Below are 20283 nucleotides of genomic sequence, written 5' to 3'. Positions count from 1 at the left end.
TCATGGCACGTCCTTCATCCGGGGACTAAAAATTGATGAAAGCATCGTACTCGATGAAAGCATCGATCACGATGGGATGTCGGATATAATGCCGACATGGACTCCGCCGGCGACCCCACTCCCTCAGTGCGCCAAGCACCGGCTCCTGCGCCCGCAGCTGCGGCGAGGTCGGCCGCTGACGATGGCGGCGAGCGGGCCACGGCCGGTCCAGTGACTTCTGGACGCGGGGGGCGACGCAAGGCCCGCACGCGTCAGGCCCTTCTGCGCGCCGGGCAGCAGTTCCTGGCCGAGGGCAGGACCGCGGTGAGCATCCAGGAGGTCACCGAGGCCGCAGACGTGGGCTTCGGAACCTTCTACGGTCACTTCCAGACCAAGGAGGAGCTCTTCGAGGCCGCAGCCCTGGCTGCGGTGGACGACTTCGCGGCCCTCCTGGCGGGCCAGGTCCCCGGGGGGGGAGACCCGGCCCTGACCTTCATCACCCGCTTCCGGCTGGCGGGCCGGTTGCAGCGCCAGCACCCTCTGCTGGTCCGCGTGGTGCTGGGCCTAGGTCCTCGGGTCCTCACCGACCAGAACGGGATGCTGACCGACGCCGCCACCGACATCGAGGCTGCGCAGCGAGCCGGCCGCTTCGACGACGTGCCGGTCGGACTCGCACTGACCGCGGTGGGCGGTGTGCTGCTCGGCCTGCTGCAGCTGCTGGACACCGATCCGCAGCTCGAGGCGAGCAGCGTCGTCGACGACTTCGCCGAACGCGTCCTGCGGATGCTCGGCTTGCCCGCGGTAGAGGCCCACGCCCTCGCACGCACGGAGCTTTTCGGGCTGTGATCAGGACCGGCACACTCCCGCCCCACGCGTAGCGCCCCGGTCGATCTCGCCCGCCTCGACGCCACGGCTTAGCACCGAGCTGCTGACGCGTATGCCGTGACCGTTTGCTGAGCGATCGTCAGCGAGACGCCTCGGCGCCCCGACGAGGGGCTGACCGGGTGAGGCCTCGCACCGGCCATCGCCCCCATCCACCGGTGTACTCACCGTGAAGAAGCAACGGCTCACGCCGCCGCCGGCCCGAGCGCGATGAGGCGCCCGAGGCCGGCCAGCTCAGGAGAACACCATGACCGGACTGCTCATCGGCTACGCCCGCTGCTCCACCGACGGCCAAGACCTCACCGCCCAACGCAACGCCCTGGCAGACCTCGGCGTCGAGGCCAGCCGCTTCTACGTCGACCACGGCCTGACCGGCACCAACCGCGACCGACCCGGCCTGCGAGAAGCGATGGCCGCCTGCCGCGACGGCGACACCCTCGTCGTCACCAAGCTCGACCGCCTGGCCCGCTCTCTGCCCGACGCCCGAGCCATCCTGGAGGAGCTCACCACCCGCCAGGTGCGCCTGAGCCTGGGCGGGTCGCTGCACGACCCCACCGACCCCGTGGGCCGGCTGCTGTTCAACGTCCTGGCGATGGTCGCCGAGTTCGAGGCCGACCTGATCCGGATGCGCACCCGCGAGGGCATGAAGGTCGCCCGCGCCAAGGGTCACCTGCGGGGCAAGCCGCCGAAGCTGAGCCGAACGCAGGAGGCGCACCTGGTGGAGCTGATGGGCGAGGGACGTCACAGCGCCACCGAGGTCGGGGAGCTGTTCTCGGTCTCGCGCGCAACGGTCTACCGCGCCCTGCAGCGCGCGTCGGCGAAGGCGACTGCGAGCTGCCCCGCGGCGCCTACGTCGGCTCCGCGGTGAGGTCGGCGGCTGTCTCGGAAGGGGCGTCCTTCCGAGACAGCCGTCGCTGCGCGACGGGGTCTCACGCGCCGCGACGGCGCGGGATCTCAGAGAGGGCGGTCAGCGGTCCGCCTACGAGACGACCAGCGATAGGCCTACGACGGCGCAAAGCGGAGTGATTGCGCACCCGAGCCAGCCCTACCGTCCCAAACATGATCACTAAGAGCGGGGCCACGCCATCACCCTCGGCCTCCACCGCGACCGTGGGGGCGTCGTCCGCATCGCGCTGGGTGCCAGCCTTCGCAGCCCTGGCCCTGCTGTGGGGCTGCTCCTTCGCCTTCATCCACATCGGCCTACGAGCACTCACCCCCGTCCAGGTCGCCTTCTGGCGCCTGGCACTCGGCGCCGTCACCCTGCTGGTCATCAGCGCAGCCACCCACACCCGCCTGCCCCACACCCGGCGCACCTGGGCCCACCTGCTCGTCCTGGCGCTGCTGCTGAACGCCGCCCCCTTCACTCTGTTCGCCATCGGCCAGCAGAGCGTGTCCTCGGTGCTGGCCGGGATCATCAATGCCACCACCCCGCTGGCGACCCTGGTGGTCATCCTGGCCGCCTTCCGCGAAGAGCGGCCCACCCGAGCGCGCACCACCGGCCTGCTGATCGGCTTCGCCGGGGTCGCCGTCGTCCTCGGCATCTGGCGAGGCTTCGCCGGCAGCGAGCTGGCCGGCGTGCTGGCCTGCCTAGGGGCGGTGGCCTGCTACGGCATCGCCTTCCCCTACTCCCGGCGCTATCTCGCCGGCAGCGGGGAAGGGCCAGTGGCGCTGGCTACCGCGCAGGTGCTGCTGGCCGCGGGCCTGATGCTGCCGGTGCTCGCGATCACCGGCGCGGCCCCGACGGCACACGTGACACCGACCGTGGTGATCGCGATGCTCGCGCTGGGGGCGCTGTGCTCGGGAGTGGCCTACGTGCTGAACTTCCGCATTGTGGCGGCCGCCGGGGCCAGCACCGCCAGCAGCGTGACCTACCTGACGCCGGTGGTTGCTGCGGTGGTGGGGGTGAGCGTGCTGGGTGAGCACGTGCAGTGGAACCAGCCGGTGGGCGCGGTGGTGGTGCTGGTCGGGATCGCTGTCTCCCAGGGGCTGCACCGCGCGGTTGCGGCGCGGATTGCGCGGAGCGATTCCTCGCGCTCGTTCGGGTGAGGATCCCATCTGCGACGGACACCGACCCCGAGCGCCGAGCCGCCACCACGCGCGCCGGGGCGTTCGGTCACCGGTCCTCTGAGGAGCACGGTGGGAGCCCCTGCCCGGTCAACGCGATCATCTCGTCGATGGCCTAGACGCTTGCCGCTCACGCGCTCATGCTCGGCCCATGAGCGCGCCCAGCCCCCAGCCCGCGCTTCCTGAGGACATCTCGACGCTGCGGCTCCCGATCCATCCGTCCCCTGCGACACCGAGCCGGTGGCGCAGCCTCGTGCCTTTGGCCGTGCTCATCATCGTCGCCGCGGGCATCTGGGCGGCGGCCTCGCGGACCCAGGAAGCGATGTGGTTCCTGCCCGCCGACTATGTCCCCGATCCGAAAAGCTCCACGGTGACTGTGATGGTGCAGGAACCCGGCTGTGACAGCGGAGCTCCACCAAGCATCACGCGTCCACACGTCGACCTCTCCGCTACCACCGCAACCATCGCCGTGCGCACCCGCGCGCGCTGGATGTTGTCCGCGAACTGCCTTGGGGAACCACCGACGTCCCTGACTGTGGACCTGGGTCAGCCGCTGGGAGATAGGACTCTGATCGACGCCTATGGAGATCTAGACGACACGTGGAATCCGATCGAGATTCGCGACCCGAGCCTTCGAGCTCCGGCCGCGGCCCAGCGTTAGGACAGATCAACCGTCTTGGCCCCTGGAAGCGTCTGGGAGCACGACCCACCCCAGTCATCGGGCTTGGACCACGGCTTCGCAGAGCACCGGCCGGCAGCACCCTGCCACCCCGACCAGTGGTGCATGGGCTCGCTCCGCGGCGTCTGGTCGGGGGTGGTCTGTGAGACTCCCCGGTGAAGCGGCGGGTTGCCCTCAGCGGCGACCGTCTACCCGGACTCCTGCCTCGTGCAGCGCCGATCCGATCGCCGCTGCCGCGAGGTGCAGACGGTGCGGGGCCAGGCTCGCGTAGCCCAGCACCAGTCCACCGGGCCCCTCCTGCACTCGGTGCCGACTCAGCGCATCGACGACCACCCCCTCCGCAGCAAGCGCCCGCACGAGCGCCGCGTCGTCGACACCGGGCAGCTCCAGCAGCAGGTGCAGCCCCGCGGCCACACCGGTGACCCGAGCACCGGGGACACCGGCGGTCACGGCTCCCAGGGCCGCCACGAGCACATCCCGGCGGACCCGCTGGTGGCGTCGCACCCGGCGCAGGTGCTGGTCGTAGATCCCGCTGCTGAGCAGCCGCTCGAACGTCAGCTGCGCAAGGCCCGGACTGGAGATGTCGCTGGCGTGCTTGGCCTCCACGAACGCCTCCCGCAGGTGCTCGGGCACGACCGCCCACCCCAGGCGCAGCGCCGGCGCCAGTGCCTTGGACACGCTGCCGGTGTGCAGCACCGACTCCGGCGCCGAGGGTTGCAGCGCGGGGGTGGGGGCCCGGTCGTAGCGGTGCTCGGCGTCGTAATCGTCCTCGACCACGAGCCCCCCGGTGCGCGCCGCCCACCGCAGCAGCTCGGTGCGTCGCTGGGGGCTCATCGCCACCCCCGTGGGGTACTGGTGGGCGGGCGTGGTCACCACCACCCGTGCCGGGCCCTGCTCCAGGACCTCGACGCGCAGTCCTTGGGCGTCCACCGGGACCGGCACCGGCGCCAGGCCCCAGTAGGCGAGCTCGTCGCGGGCGCCACGCGAGCCCGGGTCCTCCACTGCGACGCGGGAGTGCCCGGCGCGGGTGAGCACGTGGGCGGTCAGGGCCAGGGTCTGGGCGACCCCGGTGACGATGACGACGGCGTCAGCGGTGGTGCGCAGCCCGCGCTGCACCGCCAGCCAGCTCACCAGCGCCTGGCGCAGGGAGAGGTCCCCGGCCGGGTCGCCGTAGCGCAGGGTCGAGGCGGGCAGCTGCGTCAGCACCTCCCGCTCGGCGCGCAGCCACGCAGAACGCGGGAACAGTGACAGGTCGGGGACCCCGGGGGTGAGATCGAGAACGTCGCCACCGCCCACGGCCGGGGATGGTGAGCTCACCGGCGCAGCCGGCGGTGAGGGCGGCTGGGCGGCCGCGGCGGGAACCAGGGCGATCCGGGTGCCGCCGCGCGAGCGGGCACTGACCAGTCCCTGCTCACCCAGGCGCTGGTAGGCCTCCACCACCACCCCGCGCGACCACCCCAGCTCCCCAGCGAGCTGACGACTGGGCGGAAGCAGGTCCCCGAGGCCGATGGTCCCGGCGCTCACCGCGTCGCGGATCCGTGCTGCCAGCCACGTCGCGCGCCCGGAGGTGGGTGCTGCGGCGGTGTCCAGTTGAAGGAAGTCAGCTCCAGTCCCCGTTTGGTCCACCGTTCCCACCCGTGGTTGGTCCTTCCCGGATGACCACCGGGCTCCCAGCATCGTGGGGTGGACCACCACCGCTCGACAACCTCCCGCGACGGCGCCGCACCCGGATGCACCCCCGCGACGGCAGCACCGGTCCGCGACTTCGCGCACGACCCCTGGATCTGGCGCACCTTTCCCTCCCTGCGCGCTCTGGCGTGCGTCGTGGACCTGCCGACCCCCGTGGGGGACGTGAGCAGCGAAGGCTCTGACGCGCAGCTGCTCGCGCCGCTGCGGGCCGCGGCCGCTGAGCACCTGCACATCGTCCGAAGCCAGCAGCACCGGCCCGCGGAGTCCTCCCTGGACTCGATCAAGGCCTGGCGGGCGGCGTTCGCGACGACCGGGGTGCGTCCCACCCAGTACCGCTGCGCCGCGGAGTCGCTGCTGCGCCGGCTGCGCACCCACGGCGACCTGCCCCGGCTACATCCGCTGGTCGACCTCGGCAACGCCCTGTCGATGCGCTGGGCGGTCCCGGTCGCCATCATCGACCTCGACCGGGTGCAGGGCTGCCTGCGCGTGACCCGCGCCGTCGGCGAGGAGGAGCACGAGACCTTCGCCGGTGACATCGAGCACCCCGAGCCCGGTGAGGTGGCCTACGTCGATGACGCCGGGCACGCCCACTCCCGGCGCTGGTGCTGGCGCCAGTCAGGGCGCTCGGTGATCAGCCCGGCGACGCGGCGAGCGCTCGTGGTCGCAGAGGCGCTGCACGAGCGGGCCGAGGACGACCTGGGTGAGCTCGCTGCGGCGCTGGTCGAGGCGCTGGGCCGCGTCGACGTCGCCGCAGTGCCGGTCATGGTGAGTGAGGCTGCCCCGGCCCTGGCCCTGCCTGCCGCTGGAGAGGTCGGTGGGTGGTCGTGACGGTGGCGTTCCTGGTGACCAGCCTGGTGATCGTGGCCACCCCGGGCACCGGCGCGGTCTACACCGTCAGCGCTGGGCTGCTGCGGGGCCGTCGCGCGGCGGTGCTGGCTGCTGCGGCGTGCACGCTGGGCATCGTCCCGCACCTGCTGGCGGCCATCACCGGGCTGGCGGCGCTGCTGCACACCAGCGCCGTGGCCTACGCGGTGCTGACGTGGACCGGGATCGCCTACCTGCTGCACCTGGCGGTGATGACGTGGACGGACGCCGGGCAGGACCTGGTGGCCAGCATCAGTGCCAGCGCCGACACCGGCGACACCTCCCGCAGTGGCACTGGCACCGGCGGCGCGGCGACCGTCGTGCTGCAGCGTGTGTCCGTGGCGCGAGTGGTGCGTGAAGGGGTGGTGCTGAACCTGCTGAACCCGAAGCTGACGCTGTTCTTCTTCGCCTTCCTGCCGCAGTTCGTGCCACCGGGCGCGGGCGCGACCGCAGCGATGGCCGCGCTGGGAGGTGTGTTCATGGCGCTGACGCTCGTGGTCTTCACCGGCTACGGCCTCGCTGCGACGGTGCTGCGTCCGCTGCTGCGTCGTCGTCCGGCGCTGGTGGCGGCCGCGAACCGGGTCTTCGCGGTCAGCTACGTCGTGATCGCCGTCGCGATGGTGGTCGGCCAACTCATGCCGTGAGGGTGTTGCTCGGCAGGGCAGGGTCGCAGTGACGAAGCGGCTGAGGTGCCCAGTCGAGGATCCCCGTACGACACCCGATCGTCAGCCAGTGAGTCCGGTCCGTGCATCACCTGCTCACGCCATCAGCGTCTCTACGTACTCGAACAGCGCGCCGTCCGGATGGCGCGCGATCATGCGGGTGCCGTTCGGGCCCGCGCCGGGTCCCTCGAGCACCTGCCCACCCAGTGACGCCACCGCCTGGGCCGCCACCGCGATGTCACCGACCAGCACCGTGGCGACGCGCCGCACACGCTGCAACTCATCGATGGGCCCCGACAAGAGCAGGAAAGGGTCCACCCATGCGAGCTCGATCGATCCGAAGGAGAAGAGCCGCGCCGGCGTCCCTCCGGTCAGGGCTCGATAGGTCTCAACGGCACTCGGAAGGTCTTCTACCTCGACGCGGGCAAGGACCTTGATGATGTTGCCCATCCCCTGATGCTGGCCGCCATCCCCGCTCCACCGCCACTTGGCCCCCGGCCTCGCGTGGAGCCCGACGCCGGGTACCCGTGCCCGTGCCCGTGCCCGTCCCTGGCCCGTCGTCCTCGGCGTCTGGCGGGGCTTCGCCGGCAGTGAGCTGGTCGGCGTGCTGGCCTGCCTGGGAGCAGTGGCCTGCTACGGCGTCGCCTTCCCCTACTCCCGGCGCCACCTCGCCGGCAGCGGCGAAGGACCGCTGGCGCTGGCCACCGCGCAGGTGCTGCTGGCCGCGGGCTTGATGTGGCCGGTTCTCGCCATCACCGGTGCGGCTCCGACGGCGACGGTGACACCGACCGTGGTGATCGCGACGCTCGCGCTGGGAGCGCTGTGCTCGGGGGTGGCCTACGTGCTGGACTTCCGCATCGTCGCGGCCGCCGGGGCCAGCACCGCCAGCAGCGTCACCTACCTGACCCCGGGGGTCGCTGCCGTGGTGGGGGTGAGCGTGCTGGGTGAGCACGTGCAGTGGAACCAGCCGGTGGGCGCGGTGGTGGTGCTGGTCGGGATCGCCGTCTCCCAGGGGCTGCACCGCGCGGTTGCGGAGCGGATCTCGCGGAGCGACTCCTCGCGCTCGTCCGGGTGACGATCCCTTGTGAGACGGAGGGCGGCCCCGAACAGGGCCAGTGCCCCTGTGCGTGGGCCTGTCGGCGGAGGTTCGCGGCGCCGCTCGGTGGCGAGCCAGAGCGTCGAGCAGGCCCGGGCGAGGCGGCCGCCTGCGGCCGCCACGGACATGATCACATCCGTGGGGCAGGCGCGTCCTGAGGTGGAGCTGAGTGAGCGGTCGCACCTCAGGAGGGCAACGAGATGCGGTGACTCAGTGCCCTCTCACCTGCTCCGGGTGGCTGTGGCGAAGGGGTTGCGTCCGGCTGGGAAAGCCATGAGAGTGAGCGCTCACACATGCAGAGCGGCACGTGAGGATGGGAGGACGCAGTTCATGACGTCACACCTCGGTCGAGTGCGTCACCGGCGCCTGGCAGCGCTAGCAGCGGCCGCGACCCTCTGCGCCAGCCTGCTCGGCGCCTCGACCACCGCCAGCGCCCCACCCGCACAGGCAGCAACCGGCGACGCCGCCTACGTCATGACCTACTTCAAGGAGAGCCCCAACGGCTCGGGCAACTCCAACAACGTCCACCTGGCCGTCAGCAAGGACGGTCTGGAGTGGACCGCACTCAACGACAACAAGCCGATCCTCGATCCCACGGCGGGCACCGGCGGCATCCGCGACCCCTACCTGCTCCGGCTGCAGGACGGCACGTGGGCGATCTTCGCCACGGACCTGGCCCCGGGGGTCGACTTCGCACGCCCGAACCCGAACATCCACATGTGGACCTCACCCGACCTGGTCAACTGGTCCGCTGACCGCCTCATCTCCATCAACGGGGCCAACCCCGACTCCTACACCTGGGCACCGGCGGTCTTCTGGGACGCGTCGCGGTCCCAGTACGCCGTGACCTACTCCGCGCACCCGGCAGGCGGCCCCAACGGGGTGATCATGGCCGTGTACACCAGCGACTTCCAGACGTTCACCAGTCCTGTGCGCTTCTTCGACAACGGCGGGCGCGGCGGAGTCATCGACTCCGCGGTGATCACAGGGGTCGGGGGGACCAACTACCTGTACTACCGCAGCGACCCCGTCGGAGGTCTCGCCGGCGCCCGCTCGTCCTCCCTGGCCCCCGGCAGCTTCACCGAGTACTCCGTGCCCCCCAAGGCCGCAGGCTGCGTCGAGGCACCCACACCCGTGCAGTCCCTCAGCAACCCCTCCACCTGGTGGCTGTGGGGTGACAACTACTGCCCGAACAACAAGTTCGAGGTCTGGCAGGGCGACATCGCGTCGGGTACCTGGTCGCTCAAGAGCAAGCGCGACTTCACCGCCCCGCTCGGCTCCAAGCACAACGACGTCAAGACGATCACCCAGGCGCAGTACGACGGACTGCTGAGCCGCTTCGGTGGGACCTCGAGCACCAGGCTGAAGTCCTCCAACTACCCCGAGCGGTACGTCCGCCACGCCAACTTCCGCGGCCGCATCGACGAGCTGCCCTTCGACCCCCAGTCCGACGCGCAGTTCCGCCAGGTCACGGGGCTGACCGGTTCGGGCGTCTCCTTCGAGGCGGTGGGCTTCCCCGGGCAGTACCTCACCAACTCCGGGGGGTCGGTGGTGCTGGCCGCCCCCGATGGAACAGCCCGCTCCCGCAGCGACGCCACCTTCACCGCGGTCAGCGGCCTGGCAGACGCCTCCTGGACCAGCTACCGCTCGTCCAGCGACCCGTCGCTGTACCTGCGCCACAGCGGCTTCGAGCTCAAGGTGACCACCATCGCCAACGCCACCGACCGAGCCGACGCCACCTTCCGCGCAGTGCCCTGACCACCTACCGGTGCGTCGCTGGGGAGCGTCTGAGCAGGCCTCCCCAGCGACGCACCACACGCAGCCCAGTGGAGACAGGGACCGGGGGCCTCCGCGCGGCTGATCGGTCGAGAGGCCCTGGTCTTCTGCACGACGACGTCGCCCTGCCCGGGCGGCACCGTCGCCAGGAGGGGTTGCCTCCGGGTGTCCCGACGGCGGCCCGGTGGTCACCGTGAGCGCGTCGGTGCACCGGTCGGCGCCTGTCGCGCCAGCGCACAGGTGGAGCGCCTTGCGAAGACCCGGTCGCAGCGCGTCCTCCACGCTCGTCACCGAGCAGCCACCGTCCTCGGCTGGACGAGGAGACTGGGGCGGGCTGCCCTCCCGGTGCGGTGGACCTCGTCATCGACCACCTGCCCGTCGAGCAGGTGCACCCCCTCGGGGTGGGGCCGTTCCGCCCTCGCAGTGGGCGACCGCTCGGCCGTGACCGGCTCGAGCCGCCTCTGACCGCCCCGTGGCCGTGGCTCCCCGCGTGGCCTCGGGGGAGCCCCAGCACCCGCGGAGGCTCAGACGCGGATCGCTCCGCGACCGGCGGCGGTCAGCGGCTGGCGGTGGAGAGCTCCTCGCGGAGCAGGGCGGTCCCTGCTGCCAGGGCGGTGAGCTTGCCGAGCGCCACGGACCTCGGCAGCGGAGCCATCCCGCAGTTGGTGCTGGGCACCAGGTGGTCGGGGTCCACGAACGCCAGCGCCTTCCGGAGCGTGTCGGCGACCTCCTGCGGGGTCTCGACCTCGTGGCTGGCCACGTCGACCGCCCCCAGCATGACCTTCTTGCCGCGGATGAGCTCCACCAGCTCCACCGGCACGTGCGAGTGGTGGCTCTCCAGCGACACGGTGTCGATGGACGACTGCTGCAGCAGGGGGAAGGACTGCTCGTACTGCCGCCACTCGGCCCCGAGCGTCGCCTTCCAGTCGTTGTTGGCCTTGATCCCGTAGCCGTAGCAGATGTGGACCACGGTCTCGGCGCGCAGACCCTCGGCCGCGCGCTCCAGGGCGGCGACGCCCCAGTCGCGCACCTCGTCGTGGAAGACGTTGAACGCGGGCTCGTCGAACTGGATGACGTCCACGCCGGCGGCCTCGAGCTCGCGAGCCTCGGCGTTGAGGATGGCGGCGAACTCCCACGCCAGCTTCTCGCGGCTGCGGTAGTGGCCGTCGTAGAGGGTGTCGACCATCGTCATCGGACCGGGCAGGGCCCACTTGACGGGCCGGTCGGTGAGGCTGCGCAAGAACGCGGCGTCCTCGACGAAGACGGGCCGCTCGCGGCTCACCGGGCCGACGACGCTCGGCACGCTCGCGTCGTAGCGGTCGCGGATGCGGACCGTCTCGCGCCGGGAGAAGTCGACGCCGGAGAGGTGCTCGATGAACGTGGTGACGAAGTGCTGGCGGGTCTGCTCGCCGTCGCTGACGACGTCGATGCCGCGCCGCTCCTGCTCCAGCACCGCGGCGCGCAGGGCGTCCTGCTTGGCCTCGACGAGCGCGTCGCCGTCGAGCTTCCACGGCGACCAGAGCGTCTCGGGCTCGGCGAGCCAGGTCGGCTTCGGCAGGCTGCCGACGATGGAGGTCGGCAGGGTGGTGGGCACGGCGCTCACACCCCCGCCGTCTGGCCGGCGAGCGGCGCACCGCCGGTGACCCACCGCTGGAGCAGGTCGCGGTGCGGTGTCATGAAGTGCTCCTCGGTGTAGCGGCCCTGGGTGATGGCGAGCCGGCTGCGCTCGTCGCGGTCGTAGTGGACCTGGGGGCGTGAGAAGTCCTCGTGCTCCAGGCTCGGCCGGTAGGTGCTCCCCGCCGCCGAGTTCGCGTTGTAGATCTCCGGTCGGTAGATCTTCTGGAACGCCTCCATCGTGGCGACCGTGCTGATGAGCTGCAGGTCCGTGTAGTCGTTGAGCAGGTCACCGCGGTGGTAGAACGCCAGCGGCGCCACGGCCCCGCGGGGCATGAAGCAGCGCACGGCCAGCCCCATCTTCGCGAAGTAGGCGTCGGTGAGGGAGGGCGCGTCCTGGGTGTACTCCACGCCCAGGACGGGATGGCGGTTGGCGGTCCGGTGGTACGTGCGGCTGGTGGAGACGCTGATGCAGATCACCGGGGGCTGGCCGAAGCGCTCCCGGTAGAGGGCGGAGTCGAGGAACTCGGTGAAGAGCTTCCCGTGCAGGTCGCCGAAGTCGTCAGGCACGGCAGCGCCTGCCGAGCCTGCGGCGAGCGCCGGCAGCCGCACGCTGAAGTCGTAGTCGCGCACGTAGGACGAGAAGTTGTTGCCGACGGTCCCGTGGCGCCGCTGGCCCGTCCAGCGGTCGAGCACGTGCAGGTCCAGCACCTCGAACAGCGGGAAGCGCCGGCCCGCGGCGTCCGCCGTGAAGGCCAGCTCCACGGAGACGATGTCGGCCTCCACCTCGTAGCGGTCCTGGCGGGGGTTGTCCCAGTCCGCGAGGTCGTTGAACCGGCGGTCGATCATCGCCAGCGCCCGCCGCAGGTTCTGCTGGCGCTGCTCACCACGGGCCAGGTTGGCGAAGTTCGTGGTGATCCGCGAGGTGCTCGACGGGGCGTAGTCCTCGTCGAAGCGGGTGGTGGTGGTGCTGAAGGTGAACTCGTCCGCCATGTGCGCCCACTCCAAGCCAGGGACCGTCCGAGCCGGTCTCGTGGTCATCTGCGCTCATCGTGGGGGTGGAGGCGCGCCATCGTGTAATACGAGACACGCATCCCTCCCTATAGTCAGAGACTATGGCGAGGCGGGCGACCGGGGTGACGCTCCAGCAGCTGTCCTCCTTCATCGAGGTGGCGGCGGAGGGGTCGATCTCCGCCGCCGCCGACCTGCTCTACGTGGCGCAGCCGACGCTGTCCGCCTCCATGAAGGAGCTCGAGGCGCGGGTGGGCTTCCCCCTGCTCGTGCGCTCCTCCCGCGGGGTCACCCTCACCACCGAGGGGGCGGAGTTCCTCGGCTACGCCCGGCAGGTGGTCGAGCAGGTGGCGCTGCTGGAGCAGCGCTACCTCGGCGGGCCCCCGTCGCGGCGGCTGCTGGGGGTGTCCACCCAGCACTACTCGTTCGCGGTCGACGCGTTCGTGCGGCTGGTGCGCCGCACCGAGGGCGCGCAGTACGAGTTCTCCCTGAGGGAGACCCGCACCTGGGACATCATCGAAGACGTCCGCACGCTGCGCAGCGAGCTGGGGATCATCTACCGCAACGACTTCAACCGCGCCGTCATCGACAAGCTGCTGCGCGAGTGCGGGCTCGCGTTCCACCCGCTGTTCCTCGCCGAGCCGCACATCTTCGTCTCCCGGAAGAACCCGCTCGCGGCCCGGGAGCGCGCCACCCTGGCCGACCTGGCGGACCTGCCGCGCCTCACCTTCGACCAGGGCGCGAACAACTCCTTCTACTTCGCCGAGGAGATCCTCTCCACCCTGTCGAGCGCGCGGGAGATCCGCGTCTCCGACCGCGCCACCATCTTCAACCTCATGATCGGCCTGGACGGGTACACGATCTCCACCGGCATCATCAGCGACGACCTCGACCCGTCCATCGTGGCCGTCCCGCTCGACGTCGACGAGCGCATCGAGATCGGCTGGATCGGCCACTCCGCCGTCCCGCTCACCGAGCTCGCGCAGGGCTACCTGGACGAGGTGCGGGCGGTGGTCTCCGGCTTCGGCGTGGCGCTCCTCGGTGAGGAACCCGGCTCTCCCGTCTGACGGGCTGTCGGTGGTGCGTGGCACGGTCGTGCCATGACCGCCGTCGCCGCGCCGCGCTTCGTGCGCGCGTCGTCGTCGGCCACGACCACGACGACGACGAGCGGCGCGTCCGCTGCGCCACAGCTCGACGCCGTGCAGCGCCGCGTGGCCGAGCACCCCGTCGGCGGCGGGCCCCTCGTCGTCCTCGGGGCACCCGGCACCGGCAAGACGACGGCGCTGCTGGAGGCGCTGGTCACCCGGGTCGAGCGCGACGGCGCCGACCCGTCCTCGCTGCTCGTGCTGGCCCCCTCCCGCCGCGCGGCGGCGTCCCTGCGCGACCGCGTGAGCTCCCGCCTGGGCCGCACCACCACCGAGGCGCTCGTCCGCACGCCGCCCTCCCTCGCGTGGGCGCTGCTGCGCCGCGCCGCCCAGGCGTCCGGGGGTCCCGCGCCGCGGCTGCTCACCGGCCCCGAGCAGGACCAGGTGCTCGCCGAGCTGCTCCGCGGCCACGACGACGGCGACGCGCCCGTCCCGCCGTGGCCGGACGACGTCGCCGCGGCGGTCCGCGGGGTCCCGGCGTTCCGCGGGGAGCTGCGCGACCTGCTCATGCGCGCCCTCGAGCGCGGGCTCGGCCCGCGCGAGCTCGCCCGCCTCGCCGACGCGCACGCCCGCCCCGCCTGGCGCGCCGCCGCCGTGGTCCTCGCGGAGTACCTGCAGGTCACAGCACTGGCCAGCCCGGGCGCGCACGACCCGGCGGCCATCGTCCACGACGCCTGCGCCGCCCTGCGGGCAGACCCGGAGCTGCTCGCCGCCGAGCGAGCGCGGCTGTCGCTGGTCGCCGTCGACGACCACCACGAGTCCACCGCCGCCACCGCCGAGCTGCTCGACCTGCTCGCCGGACGCGGCGGCGACCTGCTGCTCCTGGGAGACCCCGACACCACCACCACGACGTTCCGCGGCGGCGACCCGACGCTCCTGGCCGGCGCCCCCGAGCGGTTCGCGGGTCCGTCCGGTCCGGCGCCGCTCGCCGTGCTCCCGACGCGCTGGCGCTCGGCCCGGTCGGTGGCCGCCGCGTCGGTGCGGGTGGCGCGGCGCACCGGCAGCGCGGGCGCGGTGGCCCACCGCGACGCCGAGCCCGCCGCCACCGCCGAGGACGGCAGCGTCGAGGCCCACCTGCTGCCCACCCCCGCGCAGGAGGCCGCGCTCGTGGCCGCGCTGCTGCGCGAGGAGCACGTCCGCGCCGGCACCCCCTGGCGCGCCATGGCGGTGGTGGTCCGCAGCGCCGGGGGCACCGGCACGCTGCGCCGCGAGCTGGGACGGGCGGGCGTGCCCGTCGTCGTCCCGCCCGCCGAGGTGCCCGTGCGCGCTGAGCCCGCCGTGGTGCCGCTGCTGGTCGCCCTGCGCCTGGTCCTGTCCGAGGAGGAGCAGGTCACCGTCGACGACGTGCTCACCCTGCTCGCCCCTCCCGTCGGCGGGGCGGACCCGCTGGCGCTGCGCCGGCTGCGCCAGGTGCTGCTGGCCGCCGAGCGGCAGCGACTCACCGACCCCCTGCCCGGCGGCCCACCGGCGGTGCAGCGCAGCAGCGACGCGCTGCTCGTCGACGTCGTCCTGCACCCCGAGCGCTGGCCTGACCTCCCGGCGCGAGCAGCGCGGCCCGCGTGGCACGTCGCCAAGGTGCTCGCCGCCGGCCGCGCCGCCGCGCAGGCGGGCGGCAGCGCCGAGGAGGTGCTGTGGGCCCTGTGGGCCAGCACGGGGCTCGCGGAGCGGTGGCGCGCGCGGGCGCTCGCGGCCCCCTCGGCGTCCGGGCTGGGCGCGGAGTCCGCGGCGGCGCTGGCCGACCGCGACCTCGACGCCGTCGTCGCCCTCTTCGACGCCGCCTCCCGCTACGAGGAGCGGGAGCCGGGGTCGCCTCCGCAGCGCTTCCTCGAGCACCTGCAGGCGCAGGACGTCCCGGCCGACTCCCTGGCCGCGCGCGCCACGGGTGCCGGAGCGGTGGAGCTGCTCACGCCCACGGCGGCAGCCGGGCGGGAGTGGGAGGTGGTGGTCGTCCCGGGGCTGCAGGAGGGCGCCTGGCCCGACACCCGCCTGCGCGGATCGCTGCTGGGGGCGCCGGAGCTGGCGGACGTGCTGTCCGGGCGCGTGTCCGCGGACGAGCCGGTCGCCGCCTCCGCCGCGACCGCCGCGGCGCGCCGGCAGGTCCTCGACGACGAGCACCGCCTCCTGCAGGTGGCCGTCTCCCGCGCGCGGCGCCGCGTGGTGGTGACGGCGGTGCGCAGCGAGGACGAGCGGCCCTCGCCCTTCCTCGACCTCGTCTGCCCGCCCGAGCCCCCCGCCGAGGGCGCGTCCGGCGCCGACGCCGAGCGGCCGCTGAGCGCAGTCCCGCGCGCCACCACGCTGCCCGCGCTCGTGGCCGAGCTGCGCTCGGTGCTGCTGACCCCGGTGGGCGCGCGGGACAGCACCGGGACGAGCGTCGACCAGGCCCGGCTCGACCACGCCGCCGCCGCGCTGGCCCGTCTCGCCGCCGCGGGCGTGCCCGGCGCGGACCCCCGCGACTGGTACGGCCTGCCGCCGGTCTCCGACGCGGCGCCCCTGCGGGACCCCGACCAGCCGGTCCCGGTCAGCCCGTCCGCGGTGGAGGCCTTCGGCCGGTGCGGCCTGCGCTGGCTCCTGGAGGCCAGCGGCGGGCGCCCGGCCGACTCGCTGCAGCAGGGCGTGGGCAACCTCGTGCACCGCATCGCCCAGGAGCTGCCCGAGGGCAGCCACGCCGAGATGGCCTCCCGCCTGGACGAGCTGTGGCCGACCCTCGGCCTGCCCGACACCTGGGTGGGCCAGCGCGAGCGGCGCAAGGCCGACCGGATGGTGCGCCTGCTGGCCGCCTACGTGCTCGACGCCCGCGCCGCGGGGCGCACCCTCGCCGGCGTGGAGGTGGAGGTGGACGCCGCCATCGGCCGCGCCCTCGTCAGGGGCCGGCTCGACCGGCTGGAGCGCGAGCCCGACGGGTCGCTGCGCGTGGTGGACCTCAAGACCGGTGCCCGCGCGCCCAAGGCCGACGAGCTCGCCGCCCACCCGCAGCTGGGGCTGTACCAGGCCGTGGTGGACTCCGGCGCCCTCGGCGAGGGCGAGCGCAGCGGCGGCGCCGCCCTGGTGCAGCTGGGCGGCACCCGCGCCAAGCCGGGCGTGCAGGCGCAGGAGCGCCTCGCCGACGCCGCCGACCCGCAGTGGGCGCACGACCTGCTGCAGCGCACCGCCGACGGCATGGCGGCCAGCGCCTTCGACGCGGTCGCCAACGACCTGTGCTCGACGTGCCCCGTGCGCACCAGCTGCCCGCTGCGCCCCGAGGGCGGCTGCGTCCGGTGAGCACCGCGGAGACCACGACGACGACGGCCGCACCCGTCCAGGCGTCCGGCCCGCCGCAGGGGCTGAGCGCCGCCGACATCGCCTCAGCGCTCGGCCAGCACCCGCCGACGCCGGAGCAGACCGCGGTCATCGAGGCGCCGCTGGCGCCGCTGCTCGTGGTGGCCGGGGCGGGCTCGGGCAAGACCGAGACGATGGCGGCGCGCGTGGTGTGGCTGGTGGCCAACGGGCTCGTCGAGCCCGAGCGCGTGCTCGGCCTGACCTTCACGCGCAAGGCCGCGGGGGAGCTGGCCGAGCGCGTCAGGCTGCGGCTCGCGGCCCTCGACCGGGCCGGTCTGCTGCCCCTGCCGGCGGCCTCCGAGATCCCTGGGACCGCCGAGGGCCCCCGGGGGAGCGGCGCCGCCCGTGCCGGCGGCGCGGGCGAGGCCTCCCCGACGGTCGCGACCTACCACGCCTACGCCGCCGGCCTGGTGACCGACCACGGTCTGCGCATCGGCGTGGAGCCGCGCTCGCAGCTCATCGGGCCGGCGGCCGCCTGGCAGCTGGCGGCGGACGTGGTGGACTCGGCCGACGGGACGGGCGCCGACGGTCTCGGAGACCTCGACGCCGCCCCGTCCACCGTCGTCACCGCCGTGCTGGCGCTGGCCGGGGAGTGCGCCGAGCACCTCGTGGACGTCGACGCCGTCGACGCGACGCTGGCGGCCGTGGTGCAGCGCATCAGCGCCCTGCCCGGCAAGCTGCCCGCCCCGGCCGCCAAGGCGCTGGCGGTGCTCGCGCAGCGGCGCCGGGTGCTCCCGCTGCTGCGCCGCTACGCCGAGCGCAAGCGGGAGCTCGGAGTGCTCGACCACGGCGACCAGGTGCGCCTGGCCGCGCGCATCGCCGCGGAGGTGCCGGCCGTCGCCGCGCTGGAGCGGGCCCGCTGGGGCGTGGTGCTGCTCGACGAGTACCAGGACACCTCCACCGCCCAGGCCGAGCTGCTGTCCCGCCTGTTCGGGGGCGGGCACCCGGTCACCGCCGTCGGCGACCCCCACCAGGCCATCTACGGCTGGCGCGGTGCGAGCGCCGGGGGCCTGCAGGCGTTCCCCACCCGCTTCCGCCGCTCCGACGGCGCGGCGGCCGCGCACCTGGCGCTCTCGACGAGCTGGCGCAACGACGTCGCCGTGCTCGACGCCGCCGCCGTCGTCGCCCAGCCGCTGCGGGCCGCCTCGCGCCTGCCGCTGCCCGTGCTCGGGCCGCGCCCGGGCGCCGGCGACGGTCGCGTGGAGGTCGCGTGGGCGCAGACGGCGGGGGAGGAGGCTGCGCTCCTGGCCGACCGGATCGCGGTGGTCTGGCACGCCGACGCCCGCCTGCCCGCGGACCAGCGGCGCACCGCCGCCGTGCTGTGCCGCGCGCGCTCCCAGTTCCCCCTGCTGGAGGAGGCGCTGCGCGCCCGCGGAGTCCCGGTGGAGGTGGTCGGCCTCGGAGGGCTGCTGCTGCGGCCGGAGGTCGTGGACGTCGTCTCCGCGCTGCGCGCCGTCGCCGACCCGACCCGCGGTGACGCGGTGGTCCGTCTGCTCACCGGACCGCGCTGGCGCCTCGGCGCCCGTGACCTCGCAGTGCTCGCGGCCTGGTCGCGCCGCCGCGCCACCTCGCGCCGCTCCCGGGCCGAGGCCAGCCCCGACGGCCAGCCCTCGTCGCCGGAGCTGGCCGAGGAGGCCAGCCTGGTCGACGCGGTCGACGACCCGCCCCCCGCCGACTGGGAGACCGCCGACGCCGCCCGCCTGTCCGAGGCCGCGCGCGAGCGGGTCCGGGAGGCGGGGCTGCTGCTGCGCCGGCTGCGCGAGCTGGACCTGCCGCTGGCAGACCTCGTCGTCGCCGTCGAGAGGGCCCTGCTGCTGGACGTCGAGCTCGCCGCCCGCGCCTCGCTGGACGGCAGCAGCCCCGCAGCGGCCCGCGCCGGCCTCGACGCGCTCGCCGAGGTGGCGGCCTCGTTCACCGCGGCCACCGGGGCCGGCACGTCGCACCGGTCCTCCCTGCGGGCGTTCCTGGCCTGGCTCGCCCTGGCCGAGGAGCACGAGCACGGCCTCGACCAGGCCTCGACGGAGGCCGACGACCCCGTCCCCGGCCTGGGCGACGGCGGCGAGGAGGGCACCGAGCCCAGCCGCTCCGCGGTGCAGCTGCTCACCGTGCACGCCTCCAAGGGGCTGGAGTGGGACGTCGTGGCCGTCGCCGGGCTCGCCGAGAACGGCTTCCCCACCAGGCCCCGCACCTCGCAGGGCTGGCTGTCCGGCCTCGGCGTGCTGCCGCACCCGCTGCGCGGAGACGCCGACTCGCTGCCCCACCTGGGCTGGGAGGCCGCGCTCGACGCCAAGGGCGCCGAGGCCGAGCGCGCCGCGTACGCCGAGCAGTGCGCGCACGCGCACCGCGCCGAGGAGCGGCGCCTCGCGTACGTGGCGCTCACCCGCGCCCGCTCGCTGCTGCTGCTCAGCGGCGCCTGGTGGGGCGGGGAGCGCAAGAAGGAGCGCCTGCCGTCGGCGTTCCTCGTGGAGGTGGTGGAGCACCTGCGCGCGCTCGCGCCGGGGCACGGCGGGAGCGCCGACGAGGTCCCGGAGCTGCCCGAGGCCCCCGAGGAGGCGGAGAACCCCGAGCTGCGCGAGCCCCGCCGCGCCAGCTGGCCGTTCGACCCGCTCGGCCCTCGCCGCCCCGCCCTCGAGGCCGCGGCGGCAGCGGTGCGCGAGGCGGCGGTGGCGCTCGCGGTGGACGACGGCGCGGCGCCCCAGCCCCACGGCGCGGGCGGCCCCTGGGCCGAGGAGGTGGAGGCGCTGCTGGCGGAGCGGGCCCGCGGCGACGCGGGCGGCAGCCCCGACGTGGAGCTGCCGGCCCACCTGTCGGCCTCCCGCCTGGTGCAGCTCGCCGCCGACCCGGCGGCGCTCGCGCTGGCGGTCCGCCGTCCCGTGCCGGTGCAGCCGCGGGTGGCCACGCGTCGCGGTGTCGCCTTCCACGCCTGGCTGGAGGAGCGGTTCCGCTCGGCCGCCCTCCTCGACGTCGACGAGCTGCTGGGCCCCGACGCCGAGGCCGACGACCTGACCGACGGCGACGGCCTCGGGCCGCTCGGCGCCGACGAGGAGGAGCTCGCGGCCCTGCAGGCCAGCTTCCTCGCCTCGGAGTGGGCGAGCCGGGAGCCGGTGGCCGTCGAGGTGGACCTGGAGACGCCGGTCGCCGGGCTCGTCGTGCGCTGCCGGGTGGACGCCGTCTTCCCGCGTCCGGCCGACGAGGGCGGCGGCGTCGACGTCGTCGACTGGAAGACCGGGCGCCCGCCCACCGGGGAGGCGGCCCGCGCCGCGGCGGTGCAGCTGGCCGTGTACCGGTTGGCGTGGTCGCGCTGGAAGGACGTGCCGCTGGAGCAGGTGGGTGCCGCGTTCTTCTACGCCGCCACCGGCACCACGAGCCGCCCGGCGGACCTCCTCGACGCTCGGGGTCTCGAGGCCCTGGTGGCAGGGACCTTGGTCCTGACTTCCGACGGCGAGGGGTGAAGGGCGTCAAGGCGGTGACCGCGCCCTCCGAAGGGGAGGCTGACGGCACGTCGTG

15 protein-coding genes are annotated in these 20283 nt (G+C 74.0%); 11 read left to right on the top strand and 4 right to left on the bottom strand.

Annotation, left to right across the window (positions count from 1 at the left end):
• Window positions 1–210 precede the first annotated feature (210 nt).
• The 4 genes from H7K62_RS07110 (at window position 211) to H7K62_RS07095 (ending at window position 3586) form a co-directional block, all read left to right on the top strand.
• A complete protein-coding gene (locus H7K62_RS07110) occupies window positions 211–825 on the top strand; it encodes a TetR/AcrR family transcriptional regulator (RefSeq protein ID WP_370591652.1) in 615 nt (204 codons plus the stop codon).
• A 283-nt stretch (window positions 826–1108) separates the two neighbouring features.
• The gene (locus H7K62_RS07105; protein WP_186717245.1) at window positions 1109–1729 is read left to right on the top strand and encodes a recombinase family protein; all 621 of its coding nucleotides are present in this window, start codon (window positions 1109–1111) and stop codon (window positions 1727–1729) included.
• Between the two features lie 242 nt (window positions 1730–1971).
• Window positions 1972–2907 (top strand): DMT family transporter, encoded by a 936-nt coding sequence (locus tag H7K62_RS07100; RefSeq protein WP_222437214.1) that lies wholly within the window; start codon window positions 1972–1974, stop codon window positions 2905–2907.
• 169 nt (window positions 2908–3076) lie between these two features.
• Window positions 3077–3586, top strand: a complete 510-nt coding sequence (locus H7K62_RS07095) for a hypothetical protein (protein WP_186717244.1) — start codon at window positions 3077–3079, stop codon at window positions 3584–3586.
• A gap of 192 nt (window positions 3587–3778) precedes the next feature.
• On the opposite strand, the gene pdxR is transcribed toward H7K62_RS07095, so the two are convergent.
• Window positions 3779–5281, bottom strand: a complete 1503-nt coding sequence (gene pdxR, locus H7K62_RS07090; protein ID WP_186717518.1) for a MocR-like pyridoxine biosynthesis transcription factor PdxR — start codon at window positions 5279–5281, stop codon at window positions 3779–3781.
• A 6-nt stretch (window positions 5282–5287) separates the two neighbouring features.
• Here pdxR and H7K62_RS07085 point away from each other — a divergent pair, with 6 nt between their 5' ends.
• Together H7K62_RS07085 and H7K62_RS07080 are read left to right on the top strand one after the other, a co-directional pair.
• Entirely contained in the window at window positions 5288–6121 is an 834-nt protein-coding gene (locus tag H7K62_RS07085; RefSeq protein ID WP_222437212.1) for a B3/B4 domain-containing protein, read from the top strand.
• The gene (locus H7K62_RS07080) at window positions 6118–6801 is read left to right on the top strand and encodes a LysE family translocator (protein WP_186717243.1); all 684 of its coding nucleotides are present in this window, start codon (window positions 6118–6120) and stop codon (window positions 6799–6801) included. Before H7K62_RS07085 ends, H7K62_RS07080 begins: the two co-directional genes overlap by 4 nt.
• A gap of 114 nt (window positions 6802–6915) precedes the next feature.
• Here the strand turns inward: H7K62_RS07080 and H7K62_RS07075 are convergent, their stop codons facing one another.
• Complete coding sequence (locus tag H7K62_RS07075; RefSeq protein ID WP_186717242.1) at window positions 6916–7269, bottom strand: VOC family protein; 354 nt, start codon at window positions 7267–7269, stop codon at window positions 6916–6918.
• Window positions 7270–7423: 154 nt separating this feature from the next.
• Here H7K62_RS07075 and H7K62_RS07070 point away from each other — a divergent pair, with 154 nt between their 5' ends.
• Together H7K62_RS07070 and H7K62_RS07065 are read left to right on the top strand one after the other, a co-directional pair.
• Window positions 7424–7894, top strand: a complete 471-nt coding sequence (locus H7K62_RS07070; protein WP_186717241.1) for an EamA family transporter — start codon at window positions 7424–7426, stop codon at window positions 7892–7894.
• A 351-nt stretch (window positions 7895–8245) separates the two neighbouring features.
• On the top strand, window positions 8246–9673 hold the full coding sequence (locus H7K62_RS07065; RefSeq protein WP_186717240.1) for an AbfB domain-containing protein: 1428 nt from the start codon (window positions 8246–8248) through the stop codon (window positions 9671–9673).
• A gap of 574 nt (window positions 9674–10247) precedes the next feature.
• Here H7K62_RS07065 and H7K62_RS07060 read toward each other — a convergent pair.
• Both H7K62_RS07060 and H7K62_RS07055 read right to left on the bottom strand, forming a co-directional pair.
• Window positions 10248–11285 (bottom strand): methionine synthase, encoded by a 1038-nt coding sequence (locus tag H7K62_RS07060; RefSeq protein WP_186717516.1) that lies wholly within the window; start codon window positions 11283–11285, stop codon window positions 10248–10250.
• A gap of 5 nt (window positions 11286–11290) precedes the next feature.
• Entirely contained in the window at window positions 11291–12298 is a 1008-nt protein-coding gene (locus H7K62_RS07055; RefSeq protein ID WP_186717239.1) for a putative oxygenase MesX, read from the bottom strand.
• Between the two features lie 122 nt (window positions 12299–12420).
• On the opposite strand from H7K62_RS07055, the gene H7K62_RS07050 reads away from it, so the two are divergent.
• Genes H7K62_RS07050 through H7K62_RS07040 form a run of 3 tightly spaced genes read left to right on the top strand, consistent with a single transcriptional unit; the run spans window position 12421 to window position 20228 of the window.
• Window positions 12421–13383 carry a LysR family transcriptional regulator gene (locus tag H7K62_RS07050; RefSeq protein WP_186717238.1) on the top strand — a complete coding sequence of 321 codons (963 nt, stop codon included), beginning with the start codon at window positions 12421–12423 and terminating at the stop codon, window positions 13381–13383.
• A 33-nt stretch (window positions 13384–13416) separates the two neighbouring features.
• On the top strand, window positions 13417–16719 hold the full coding sequence (locus H7K62_RS07045; RefSeq protein WP_186717237.1) for an ATP-dependent helicase: 3303 nt from the start codon (window positions 13417–13419) through the stop codon (window positions 16717–16719).
• A complete protein-coding gene (locus H7K62_RS07040) occupies window positions 16716–20228 on the top strand; it encodes a UvrD-helicase domain-containing protein (RefSeq protein ID WP_186717236.1) in 3513 nt (1170 codons plus the stop codon). The genes H7K62_RS07045 and H7K62_RS07040 overlap by 4 nt, the downstream gene beginning before the upstream one ends.
• Window positions 20229–20283: the final 55 nt, after the last annotated feature.

Source organism: Quadrisphaera sp. RL12-1S, from assembly GCF_014270065.1.
Lineage (GTDB): Bacteria > Actinomycetota > Actinomycetes > Actinomycetales > Quadrisphaeraceae > Quadrisphaera.
The sequence above is the reverse complement of the archived record's forward strand: the minus strand, read 5'-3'. Positions and strand labels throughout refer to the sequence as shown.